The organism is Halobacteriovorax sp. HFRX-2_2, from assembly GCF_043196705.1.
Classification (GTDB): domain Bacteria; phylum Bdellovibrionota; class Bacteriovoracia; order Bacteriovoracales; family Bacteriovoracaceae; genus Halobacteriovorax_A.
The window spans coordinates 11,030-23,568 of the sequence record NZ_JBEBMT010000005.1 but is presented as its reverse complement, the minus strand read 5'-3'; the positions used below and the strand labels follow the sequence as shown (position 1 = coordinate 23,568).

At 36.8% G+C, this 12,539-nt stretch carries 11 protein-coding genes; 6 read left to right on the top strand and 5 right to left on the bottom strand.

From position 1 onward, the window contains the following. Window positions 1-2 precede the first annotated feature (2 nt). Window positions 3-989 carry an NAD(P)H-dependent flavin oxidoreductase gene (locus tag ABMA79_RS14725; protein ID WP_392857608.1) on the bottom strand — a complete coding sequence of 329 codons (987 nt, stop codon included), beginning with the start codon at window positions 987-989 and terminating at the stop codon, window positions 3-5. Between the two features lie 106 nt (window positions 990-1,095). Between ABMA79_RS14725 and ABMA79_RS14720 the strand changes: the two genes are divergently transcribed. The 4 genes from ABMA79_RS14720 to ABMA79_RS14705 all read left to right on the top strand — a co-directional run bounded on the left by ABMA79_RS14720 (window position 1,096) and on the right by ABMA79_RS14705 (window position 7,003). Then, window positions 1,096-3,759 carry a helicase-related protein gene (locus ABMA79_RS14720; RefSeq protein WP_392857605.1) on the top strand — a complete coding sequence of 888 codons (2,664 nt, stop codon included), beginning with the start codon at window positions 1,096-1,098 and terminating at the stop codon, window positions 3,757-3,759. 5 nt (window positions 3,760-3,764) lie between these two features. After that, window positions 3,765-4,592, top strand: a complete 828-nt coding sequence (locus ABMA79_RS14715) for a DUF455 family protein (RefSeq protein WP_392857603.1) — start codon at window positions 3,765-3,767, stop codon at window positions 4,590-4,592. Continuing rightward, a complete protein-coding gene (locus ABMA79_RS14710) occupies window positions 4,589-5,479 on the top strand; it encodes a hypothetical protein (RefSeq protein WP_393093550.1) in 891 nt (296 codons plus the stop codon). Before ABMA79_RS14715 ends, ABMA79_RS14710 begins: the two co-directional genes overlap by 4 nt. Before the next feature lie 93 nt (window positions 5,480-5,572). Next, entirely contained in the window at window positions 5,573-7,003 is a 1,431-nt protein-coding gene (locus ABMA79_RS14705) for a hypothetical protein (RefSeq protein WP_393093548.1), read from the top strand. Here ABMA79_RS14705 and ABMA79_RS14700 read toward each other — a convergent pair. Beyond that, a complete protein-coding gene (locus ABMA79_RS14700; RefSeq protein ID WP_392857599.1) occupies window positions 7,000-7,812 on the bottom strand; it encodes an HD-GYP domain-containing protein in 813 nt (270 codons plus the stop codon). The genes ABMA79_RS14705 and ABMA79_RS14700 overlap by 4 nt on opposite strands. A gap of 186 nt (window positions 7,813-7,998) precedes the next feature. Here ABMA79_RS14700 and ABMA79_RS14695 point away from each other — a divergent pair, with 186 nt between their 5' ends. After that, window positions 7,999-9,069 carry a hypothetical protein gene (locus ABMA79_RS14695; RefSeq protein WP_392857596.1) on the top strand — a complete coding sequence of 357 codons (1,071 nt, stop codon included), beginning with the start codon at window positions 7,999-8,001 and terminating at the stop codon, window positions 9,067-9,069. Beyond that, window positions 9,050-9,712: a hypothetical protein gene (locus ABMA79_RS14690; RefSeq protein ID WP_392857595.1), complete on the top strand. Its 663-nt coding sequence runs from the start codon at window positions 9,050-9,052 to the stop codon at window positions 9,710-9,712. Before ABMA79_RS14695 ends, ABMA79_RS14690 begins: the two co-directional genes overlap by 20 nt. On the opposite strand, the gene ABMA79_RS14685 is transcribed toward ABMA79_RS14690, so the two are convergent. From ABMA79_RS14685 to ABMA79_RS14675, 3 genes are all read right to left on the bottom strand, one after another. Beyond that, window positions 9,709-10,875, bottom strand: coding sequence for a trans-sulfuration enzyme family protein (locus ABMA79_RS14685; RefSeq protein ID WP_393093545.1), 1,167 nt, complete (start codon window positions 10,873-10,875; stop codon window positions 9,709-9,711). The two genes, ABMA79_RS14690 and ABMA79_RS14685, sit on opposite strands and share 4 nt — an antisense overlap. Beyond that, on the bottom strand, window positions 10,875-12,257 hold the full coding sequence (locus ABMA79_RS14680; RefSeq protein ID WP_021265745.1) for a pyridoxal-phosphate dependent enzyme: 1,383 nt from the start codon (window positions 12,255-12,257) through the stop codon (window positions 10,875-10,877). The genes ABMA79_RS14685 and ABMA79_RS14680 overlap by 1 nt, the downstream gene beginning before the upstream one ends. Beyond that, window positions 12,254-12,539, bottom strand: a 286-nt coding sequence (locus ABMA79_RS14675) for a hypothetical protein (RefSeq protein ID WP_393093543.1), incomplete at its 5' end; no start/stop codon positions are given. The genes ABMA79_RS14675 and ABMA79_RS14680, both read right to left, overlap by 4 nt.

Here is a 12,539-nt window from a genome sequence, read left to right as displayed (position 1 = left end):
AATTAGGATCTTTTAGCTAAGAATTCATCAACGGAAGTATCGAATTCTGAAACAATTCTATCGACAATCTCTTTTACTGTTTCAATCTTTTCAATGAACTCAATAGAAGGACCGGCAACCCATACTGTTTTATATGTGGCTCCGAAAGCTGCATTTTCAACGGCCTTCATTCCCTTGTAACCAGTAAGCATCTTTGCATATTTTTTTAGCTTCTTATTCTTGCTCATGGCCTTTTCAACAATATTTTGTTCAGTTCCGATTTTTTGAACATAAGGAGTATTGATAACTGTACAAGGTGTACCTGAAATCTTATTGGACATCACAATATCTTTAGCTCCGTATTGAACAACGGCTTCTTTATATGCATCAGATACAATTGATTCTTTAGTGGCAATAAAAGGTGACCCAATAGAGACTCCTTCACATCCTAGTGCCATGATACTAAATAGGCCTGATCCTGTTGCAATCCCACCTGCAGAGATAACTGGAATATCTAAGTTCTTCTTAAGTAGAGGAACAAGGATACTTGCAGGTGTTGGACCTGCGTGCCCACCGGCACCAGAGTTTACAGCGATAACCGCATCGGCTCCCTGATCTTGTACCTTTTGAGCATATTTTAAATCAACAACGTCACAGATGATCTTAGTTCCTTGTGGACGACATTTTTCGATAACTTCTTTCGGGTTTCCAAGTGAAGTGATGATGAAGTCTGGTGCATACTTAGCACAAAGATCAATTTGTTTGTGCATGTGAATGTTTGACTGGTTTACAATGATATTGATTCCAAATGGACCTTCACATCTTTCTTTTAATTCCTTTAGGCCTTCTTCAAATTCTTCTGGAGTTCGCCAGTTAAGTGCCGGTATACAACCCATAATACCTGCTTTAGAAGCTTCTACTAGCATATCAATACTAGTCACAAGAAACATCGGTGCCATAATAATAGGGTATTTAATATTAAAAGTTTCAGTTAGCCATGTTTTCATCATATGCAATCCATTCTCTATATGTTTATTGCTTAATTATAATGTATTTTTTTGTATTTAACACCTAAGATTACTTGCACAATTTCTTCCCTCAACGTACTCTTAAAGAATGAGCTCACAAGAAATAAATAAGCTACCTGACTTCTCCGCAATTCGAGAAAATATAGAAACAGAACGTAAAACGATTATTAAGGTCAATAATTTTTCCGATGATGATAGTTATGTTAGAGCAAGTGAAGATGCTCTTGTCGTTCTTGGCTTTCTTGAGTCAACGCTAACTAAGTTATGGACAGTTTTTGATGAGAATCCATCTTTAGTTTATTTCTTTAACAAAGACTTCACCAATTTTAATTTATTAATTAAACAAGATAATATCCTTGATTTGATTTTTATTGATGATTGTATGATTCCAGAAAAGGAAGCAATCTTCTTTGGTCAAGATGGTGGGCTGTCTCAAAATATCCTCTCTCTTCACGAGAAAACATTCTATGAGTGGGGACAAAAGGTTGTAAATCAGCATAATGAGACTCAAACCTTTATTCGTTCAGATGTTGATTTAACAAAACATAAAATCAGTGAGCTGAAGTGTCAGTGTATTAAGTGTGTAAATGACTTTAGAGCACTTCTTAGAGATTCAGTCTATGAAAGTTGTGTTGAAATCATTGAATCAACGAAAGAGCAAATTAGAGAAGAGATTGATAATGGAATTCATGTTGTTTCAGATATCGTATTCAATCTTCAAAAAACTCTCGATAAGAATTTCTACAAATTAAGAAATACTATTAAAAGATCTTCTCTAAATAGGTTAGAGAATCAGGTTAAGCAATATTTTAAATCAGAGTTTGCTTATCCATCAGAACTTGCTTCTCTTCACCGAAGAAATGTAAGTATGTTATTTGATCAATACTTAGAAGCAAATGAGCTAAGTACTGATCTAATTACGGATGCGGAGTATGACAAATTCTACCGCTCTCTTTCAACTCATTACTGGAGAAATGAAAGATACCTAGAGCGTGAATTTAAGAAATTCGTAAAATCAATTATCATTCTAAAGAAGAAAGACGTCTCGTCGACAATTCTTCAAGAGTATCTTGGGGAGTTCTGGACACATTCAAATGCCAGGCAAATGAAGAGAAAGATCGTCTACCATATGGGACCTACTAACTCTGGAAAAACTTATCACGCAATTGAAAAGTTATCGAGTGTCCCTAAAGGTTGCTACTTGGCCCCTCTAAGACTTCTGGCCGCAGAGCTTTACGATACACTAAATTCAAAAGGTGCTGTCACAACTCTGCTTACTGGTGAAGAAGTTATTGAGAGAGAAGGTTCAACACACTACTCGTCAACTATTGAAATGGCGCGATTACAAGAAGTCTTTGACTGTTGTGTAATTGATGAGATTCAAATGATTACTGATCCTTCACGTGGTTGGGCATGGACGAGAGCACTTGTTAATATTATGGCCGATGAGGTTCACCTTTGTGGTGATGCTTCTGCTCTTGATCTTGTTAAAGTGATTGTTGATCTTTGTGGCGATGAACTAATTATTAATGAATACACTCGTATGACTGAGCTATCAGTTGAGAGGCATCCAATTGTTCTAGCTGATATGCAAAAGAACGACGCCCTTATTGTATTTTCAAGAAAGAATGCCCTAAGACATAAAAGAGACTTAGAGCGTTTAGGTTATAAAGTTTCGATTGTTTATGGAAGACTTTCTCCTGAAGTACGTCGAGAGCAGGCCCGTAAATTTGATCAGGGTGAAACTGACGTTATCGTTTCAACTGATGCTATTGCGATGGGTATGAACTTACCAATTAAAAGAGTCGTTTTCTCAACTCTTTCTAAGTTCTTTGATGGCCATCAACATGATATTTCTGTAAGTGAGATAAAGCAGATCGGTGGCCGTGCTGGACGTTTCCAGAGATTTCCTCGCGGAACAGTAACTTGTCTAAGAAAGGTCGAAGACGGAATTGAGTCAATCAATGAAGCATTGAGTGCGACACTTGAACAAAGTGATCAGTGTATGGTTGGTCCTGACCTTGATATCTTCAACCAAGTTAACAAAGCACTAATTGATAATAATTTACCAAAGCTAAAGCTTTCAGAATTTCTACGTCTATTTAACACGATGACTTTCCAAGCTCCTTTTTATTGTGTTGATATGAAGGAGATGATTGAGTTAGCAGAGATGGTAGAAGATGCTGATTCAAACGGTATTCTTACTGATGCTGAAATCTTTGGATTTGCTTGTGCTCCAGTAAACCTGGGCCTAATGGATCATGTTCAATTCTATAATTGGATCCTTCATAAATACGTTAATATGGAAGGGATTCCTTGTGAACCGATTGAACACGGTTCAAATGATATTGATTACCTTGAAACTTCGATTAAATGTGTTGAGCTATATCAATGGCTTTCAAGACACTTTAATAATAAAAACTTTGTCTATTCTGAAGTTGAGCTCTTAAATAATAAGCAGCTTGCTATCGATCAACTAAATGAACTTCTTTCACAAAAGATTATAGCTAGATGTTCTTCATGTAGTGTTAAGCTGCCAGAAGACTCTCGTTTTCCTATCTGTGAAGAGTGTTTTGAGAAGCGTAAGGCCAATCGACGTAAACCTGGTGGAGGACGATTTAAAGGTAAACCTGGGAAGGGTGGAGCCTCTAAAGGATCAACAGGAAGAAACTTCAAAGGTAAAGGGCGTCCTGGACAGAGTCGAAAAAGAAATGTAAGTCGTAAGAGAAAAAATACTACTTCTAAACCTTAGAGATAATGAATACTTTCGAGTACGCAAGGCTATTGCTAGAATCTCCATTTCTTGAAGATAAGCTGACAACATCTGATGTTGTTACGGATCTAAATTACCATAAAACACAAGATGGAATAAAAGATCTTCGTCCAGCGAGAGAGGGGAAAATCATATTCTCTTGCGAACAACTAAAATTTCCAAAAAGAGGCAGTTTTCATTTAGATGAAAAGAAGGCCATGGCCCTTCACTTCTTTGCAAATCATGAGCTTTTGGCAATCGAAATGATGGCCACTGCTTTGATGTATATTCCAATAGAAGATAAGTCGCAATACAAGAGGATCGCCTCAGGCCTGCTACAAACTATTGATGATGAGATTAAACATTTTAATCTTTATCGCAAAAGAATGAATGACTTTGGGATTGATTTTGGAGATCTACCTGTTAACGACTTCTTTTGGCGACAGATGCAAAAAATCACAAGCTTTGAAGAGTACTTTGCTGTGATGGCCTTAACTTTTGAAGCGGCCAACTTAGATTTTGCAAAATTCTATCGTGATATTTTTCAAGGTGTTGATGACAAAAAGTCAGCAGCAATTTTAAATGTTGTTTACGAAGATGAGATTTCTCATGTTGGCTTTGGTGTGCACTGGTTAAATAAGTGGCGTAATCAAAGTAATTTATGGGAATTCTATGTGCAGTCTCTACCAGATTTACTTTCTCCTGCACGTGCAAAGGGAATGATCTTTGATCGTGAGGGGCGAGTAAGAACAGGTATGGATGACGACTTTATTTCTCGTATTGAGAACTTTAAAGATGAATTTATCGTCACAAATCGCAAGGAGTGGAAGTGAAGTATCGTGTTAATCTCGACTTTGATGCTGCACTTGCTGCTAATAATCCAAAAATTAAAATTGATAAGTACTTAACAGAGCTGGAGTATATCTTCTTCTTAGTTAATGACTCTAGTGAAAATACTCTTTGTACAAAATTAAGTTATTCACAAGAGTACTTGGATAGCTTAGGTCATTTTGGTTTTATAACAGGGACAGTAACAACAGACTTGAGTAATTATTTTAATTGGTGGGGTGATCTTAGAGACTTTAACAATGCCCAGCTTTTAAACTCCAAGTGTTGGTTGGCCAGTTGGTATAAGCCTTTAGAAGATCTAATTATCAATAAAGGTGATAGTGTTGAAATTCATGGTAGGCGTTTCTACCGTCCTGATCAAAGCTTTTCCGGAATTGGTAATAAGATTATTAAGAATCATGCGGATTTAGAGCGTGTGAACTTACCTGGTGTTCTGTCTAAATATGTTAAGGTTATAAAAACATTTGGGGTTACTTACGATTTAAAAACTGATGACTTCTTTGTTGTAGAAAATTTAACTGGTCCAAATGGACAGTTTAAGGGTGGATGTCTGATCGATTTAGATGAGCTTGGATTGGAATTCGACCTCAACTCTACTATCAATTTAATCAAAGAGAACTTACCAAATAAATCAATACAAAAAATTCAATTCGATAATATGATTTATGAAGATGAGAGTGGAGAGTTAAAACTTTGCCCACTTGTTGAGTTAAATTATCGTCGCACCATGGGTGAAGTTATTTTCAATGTAACGAAAACTCTAGGTAAGGGAACACTTCACTTTGGTGATAAACAGTATCTTAATAAAGATTCTGTCATTCTATCACCACCTTTCGTAAAAAATATTTGCTACTATAACCGAGTTAAGTAGTTGGACAAGAATGCTAAATAGATAATATTCCTTCGAGGATTCTCAATTATACAGTAAAATGGAAGAGTTCTTTGGTTTAGATTAGGAGTATTTGTGGCCAAGAAAGGTTTTTTTGACAAGATGAAAGGGAAGCTAAAGAAGTCTGAAGAAGATGAAGAGCTACTCGAAGAATTTGAAGAAGATGAATTTGAATCTGATGAGGATGATTCTGATTCTGATTTTGATGATGCAACATCAACAGATGTTAAAATTCCTAGTGCCCAAGAATTAGAAGATACTGAACTTGAAGATGACTTCGATGCAGCTGATGTTATTCCTCCACAATCTCAAGAGGAAGTCTTGGATGAAGATGATGAAGAGGAAGACGAAGAGTATGACGAGGAAGACGACGATGATGATGAAGACGAAGAAGATGAATCTTTCGTTGAAAAGTACTTCCCATCTCTAGCAAAGCTTTTTAAGAAAAAATCATCTGATAATGAAGATGAGGACGATGAGGATCTTGAAAGTGAAGAGGATGAAGAAGATGATGAGGACGAGGATGATGACGAAGATAAGTCCTTCCTTGAAAAACAGCTTCCATTCCTTGCTAAGCTTTTAAAGAAAAAAGCGTCTAAAGAAAAAGACGATGAAGATGAAGAAGACGAAGATAGCGACGAATATGATGATGAAGACGATGACGAAGATGAGGATGATGATAAAAAGGCCAAAGATAAAAGTAAGCTAATTAAAATCGTTCTTATCGTTGCAGTTGCTCTTTTAGCGATCGATCAATTTGTTTTAAATGATGAAAGTGATAATGAGGTACCGGAAGTCCCACCTGTCAAAAGACAGAAAAAACCTCGTAAGAAGAAACCAAAGAAGGTCACTGAAACAAAAGAGTCACCAAAGGCCGTGGAACAAGCTGAACCTCAAGTCGAGCAACCAGCACAACAACAAGTTGAAGTTCAGCCTGAGCCGACTAAAGAAGTTCAACCTGAGCCTGCTCCTGAAGTTCAACCAGTACAAGAACCTGAAGTTCAAGTGCAAGAACCAGCAGTGGTTCCTAGTGAACCTCAGGTAGAAGAAAAACAACCTGAACCTAGTTTGAATCTTGGTGAAAAGAATACTGAGCCTGCTCCTGAGCCAGTCATTATCCCATCAACTCCAGTTGATTCTAATATCAGTTTTGGAGAACAAGATGATAAAGACGAAGAAAAGGCCGATACCCTCGATAATCAATTAGATAAAATTGTTGATAAATTAGAGGAAGAGAAAGAAGAAGTTGTTAAGAAATTAGATTATGTAGCTCCTCCAAAGTATACGGAGTTTGGCCAAGGTTTAGTTTATAACTGTAAAGGAAAGCACTGGGCTTGTGTTGATCGCGAAGCCTATATTAAATGTGAAGGTAATATGAACTGGGCCAAGCAAGAAGGAAAGCCTAATGAGTGCGCAACTTCTAAGATTTTAGCATCAGAATACGACTGTCGAACTCTACAGATGTACTATATTAATACTGTTGCTGAAACGCCAAATTGTAATTAAGCGGCGTCTTTCTTAAATAGGCCGTCGATGATTGTAAGAGTGAAAGTCTTTTCTTGTTTCACTTCTTCTTTTTTCATCGCTCTTACAAATGCCTTTGCTAACTCTGGGTCAAATTGTGATCCAGAGAACTCTTCTAGCTCAGCATAAGCAACTTCATAATCAAGTCCCTTACGATAAACTCGAGTTGATGTCATAGCATCGAAAGTATCGGCAATTAGAATAATTCGAGAAAATAATGGAATATCTTCACCCTTAAGTCCGTCTGGGTATCCACGCCCATCCCATCTTTCATGGTGATATTTTGCAAATGTTGCAACTTTTTCAAAGTGAGTAAATCCTTGAAGGATTTCAAATGATTTTTCTGGATGACTTTTCATTTGAAGAAATTCATCTTCTGTAAGTCTTGAAGGCTTATTTAATACCTCGTCTGGTACACCAATTTTACCAATATCATGGAATAGGGCCGAAAGTTCTAGATCATATAATTCATCTTCGTTCAGTCCGATTTCTTTCCCAAGAGTTAAACTAAAATAGGCAACACGTGTACTGTGTCCGTAAGTATAATGGTCTTTACAATCTAGGGCATGAAGAATTGTTCTTGCGGCCATTTCACAAATCTTTTTCTGCTCAAGCTTTAATGCTTTATTTTCAGCTTCTAATCTCTGTGTAGGGTCATCAGTTGCACCCTTAGCATTAACTACGGTTTTTCCAGAGATTGTTTTGGAGTGAGTCTTCTTTGCTGACGTGCTTTTGCGCGTACTAGCTTTCTTGCGTCTCTCTCCCAAATTTACGATTTTACTCTTCTTCATTTATAAGACCTAGTGTTACAGTCGGGTTATACCCATATTCTAATAATTCTTCGGGTCATTCTTAAGGAATCTTTAATTTAATCGGCTCATTTATATGATATTGGTCGCTTAATATGCTAAAATGGATTTTCAAGATGCCAAAAATTCGTGTCATCGCTATTTAATTTTAAATACTTAGGAAGAGTTATGCGTATTAGAATCGTCGAGACGAATCTCGATAAAATTGCCGTAGGTAAGCTCAATAATCTACTAGAATTGTTAGAGCTTTCAGATCTTAATAAAGAAATTTCAGAAGAAAATAACGAGTCAGCAGCAAGTCAAGTTGCCTTTACCAAATCACAAGTCGATGTATCAAACGACGAGTATTTCATTATTGTATTCAATGATGGAGATCAGATCGACAAATCTATTTTAGAAAATGAAATGTGCCTAGGAGTATTTTTTGCTGATAAAACAGTAGAAGAGAACCTGCTCAACATGAAGAATGCTGTTGAAGGGCTAAAGGCCATGGAATTACAAAAGAAACTTCTTTATAAAATGAATAGTGTTATGGAAGGTCTTGTTGGGCAAGTAGAAAGCATCAAAGAGATGCATAAGAATATGGCACCGTTTAGAAGTGAAAAGATCCGTGGTGTTGGAATCACTTCTCGTTTTTGTGCTGGAACATCTAATGGCGGTGAATTCTTTGACTTCTTTAAGGTTGGTGGAGATGTGTGGATTATCTCTCTTCACGCTTCCTCATATATGTTAATTGGAAATTTCTTAACAATGATTGAAGGATGGAAGGCAGAAGGCACTCTTTCTATGGATAAGATTCTCAATCATCTAGAAAGTCGCCAAGAAGATTTTTCTGAATTTGGAGAAGCTTCTATTCTTGTTGCGAAATTAACTCTGGCCGATCTCACACTTGAGAGTGTTAATATTGGCGGCCATGAAATTCTCTCTCATAATGATATTCTTATTAAGTCTAATGAATTTAGCTTCCCTAACTCATATGAAATTAAAAAAGAAAGTATACAATTAGAAAAAGGAAAAGGAGTTCTTTTACTGTCTCCTGGATACTTTAAAAATAATGACCATATCGTAAATGGTGAAGAATATATTTCTTTTATTAAGAAAAATTGGTCGTCTCCGGTCGAGTTAATTAGTGAATTAACATTTCAGAGTAAAAAGGGATATAATGAAGATGATTTCTTACCAAATGATCAAACCATCTTAATGGTAGAGGTAGATAAAAATGCAATTTCTAAAATCTAGTATCATTATTCTTGTCACAACTGGGGCCATGGCCTTTACTGGAACAGAGTGTTTTCAATCGACATTTGATGTTTCTGTAAAACATAAATCGGCGCCATTTGGTCTTTTGAATAAGACAATTACTATTAGCAAGAAAGAGTGTGAAATAGAGATAGCTCATAACCAGTATAAGTACATGAATCGTAATTGGCTTATTGATATTTGTCGTGATCCAATCCACGTGAAATCGACTTCTAATTCTGTTGATGTTTATCGCAAACAAGGTGAGTGTCACGCGACTTCAAATGAGTTTTGTGATGAGTATAAAACGATTAAAAAGATTATTGAGGATGATGGCCTAATCTTCGCTTCAGGTGCAAAGAATAGTCTTAATGATGATCATGGCCGTGTATTTTGTGCAAAGCTTTTAGTTGAAGAGTATTTAAATGCTAATACAGTCTTTGGCCGTAATGGTAATTATGATTACCTAATGATAAAAAAGCCAATTGCAAGAATTCCAGAAGATCTCAAAAGAAAGAGAGCTGAATTTAAGGCGGCCAAAGAAAAAGCTGAAACAAAAGAAGAGAGTACTCAGGTAGATTCAACAACTGAATCTTCTGGTGATTTTCAAATTGATGAGAATGCTGGACCTGGTAGTTTCTAGATCGATTTAAAGGCCGACTCAAGGTCGTCGATTAAATCATCGACATCTTCAATACCGACAGATAATCGAATAAGGTTATCTGTCAGACCAATACTTTCACGAACATTTTTTGGAACAGAAGCATGAGTCATAATGGCCGGATGCTCGATTAAGCTTTCAACTCCACCAAGACTCTCAGCAAGCGAGAAGATCTCTACTTTTTGTAAAAACTTTTTAGACTTCTTAATATCACCTTTCAAGAAGAAGGTGATCATTCCACCAAAGCCTGACATTTGTTTTTTTGCAAGCTTGTGTTGTGGGTGAGACTTTAGGCCAGGATATGAGACTTTTTCGACTTTTGGATGGGACTCTAGGTACTTTGCCACTTTCATAGCATTCTTTGCATGAGCTTCCATACGTATCGCAAGAGTTTTAATTCCTCTTAGAACAAGCCAAGAGTCAAATGGTGATTGTGTTGGGCCAAGTGACTTTTGTAATGTCCATAACTTCTCATAGAATTTTTTGTTATTTAACATACAAGCACCTCCAACAACATCAGAGTGGCCATTGATATATTTTGTCATTGAGTGCATGACAATATCGGCACCTAAATTAAGTGGATTTTGGAAGTAAGGACTCATGAATGTGTTATCAACAACAGTCATGGCCTTATGCTTTTTTGCTAGCTTTGATATCTTTTCGATATCTGAAATTTTTAAGAGTGGGTTAGTTGGAGTTTCAACCCATATAAGTTTAGGCTTATGCTCTTTTAAGGCCGCTTCAACTTTCTTAATATCTGTCGTATCCACAAAAATGTAATTATGAATTTTATTAAAGACTGTTGTAAAAAGTCGGTACGTACCACCATAGACATCATCACCACATAGGATGGTTGAACCTACTGGTAGTGCGTGCATAATAAGCATTTCAATTGAGACACCACTTGAGGTTGCTAGTGCATACTTTGCATTTTCAAGAGCTGCAAGTGATTCTTCGAGTCTGCTGCGAGTAGGGTTGTGGCAACGAGAGTATTCATAGCCTTGATGAATTCCCGGACTTGTTTGAGCATAGGTGGTCGTCTGATAAATTGGAGGCATAACTGCCCCTGTTTCTTTATCTGGATGACCACCAGCATGTACGCACACTGATGACTTACCTGCAGACTTCAGTGTGCGCTTCTTCATTAGTTTGAGCCTTTTTCAGACATGTATTGAAGAACATCAATTTCAGAAAGTAGATCTGAAACTTTTCCACCTTTCGTGATCACTGCAACTTCCTTCTTAAGAAGAGCATCAGCTACAGTCTCAAGTAGTTCATTACAATCAACAACACGGTATTTATTTGTGATCGCTAGTGAAATATTATCATCTTTTTGGAACTCGCCCATGATAACAGGTTTAATAAGACTTCTTTCAGTACATAGACCAAGTACATCACCGTCCTTGTTTAGAACAGGAACTTGAGAGATGTTTTTCTCTTCCATTAGCGTAATGGCCTCACCAATTGTTGTCGTGTCTTGTACTGTAATAATATTTCCGTCCTTACCTAGAGTATTTAATACTTCAGAGATTTGAACATTAAATGATGAATCAAGGTAACCACCATCACTCATCCAATCATCATTATAGATTTTTGAAGCGTAACGGTTTCCTGAATCGTGAAGAAGAATTAGGATCTTCTTTGGTTCAGTTTGTTTAGCTGCGTACTTTAGAGCACCTTCAATTACGGCACCAGCAGAACCACCAGCATAAATACCTTCTTCTTTAAGAAGCTTTCTTGTCATAAGAAATGATTCTTTATCATTAACAACTTCAAAGTCGTCAATTAGATCAAAGTCGTAGTTTTCAGGAATAAAGTCTTCACCAACACCCTCTAGAACATATGAGTGAGCTTGACCCATCTCTCCTGTTTTGTGGTAACCGGCGATGATTGAACCAACACAGTCAACACCAACGACTTCTACCTTATCCATTTTTTCTTTGAAGTAACGGCCACATCCACTGATTGTTCCACCTGTACCAACTGCTGCCATGAAAACATCAAAGTCACCTTGCGTTTGCTCATACATTTCTGGAGCAGTCCAAGTGTAGTGAGTATTTCTGTTATGTAGGTTATCGTATTGATTTACATAAAATGAATTTGGAATTGTTTCCGAAAGTTTTTTAGAAACAGAGTAGTAAGAGCGTGGATCTTCAGGTTCAACATTTGTTGGACAGACAACAACCTTTGCACCGAATGCTCTTAGGTTATCAATTTTCTCTTTTGATTGCTTGTCAGCTAGTACGAAAATACATTTGTAACCGTGAACTGCTGCCCACATTGCAAGACCAACACCTGTGTTTCCAGATGTTCCTTCAATAATTGTTCCACCTGGTTTAAGAACGCCTTCTTCAACGGCACGATCAAGCATATAAGCACCGATACGATCTTTTGTTGATCCACCTGGGTTCATATATTCTAATTTTACGTAGAACTCACAATTTGTATCTTTTCCGATACTATTTAATTTTACGATTGGCGTATTACCAATTGCTTCAACAACGTTTGCCTTAGCACCTTTCATCATACTTCTTTCTCCGTTTGCTTCCAATTTTTCTGTAGGGCCCTTAATTGCTCTATAGGATCAAAAGTCACAAGATCTGGAAACGTTAGAGTTTCGATATTAGACTTTTTCGAAATGGAAGTTTTTATTTCTTCTTGTTTAATTATTGTTTTCTTAAACTCTTTCATCTTCGCCGTTTTTGGCTGCCATGATGAGAGGTTGTTATACCATGATTTATTGATAATGAGGTAACGTTCGGTGTCCATTTGGGCCTGAATTGAGTCAAAGATTTGCTTTGTTTCAAGT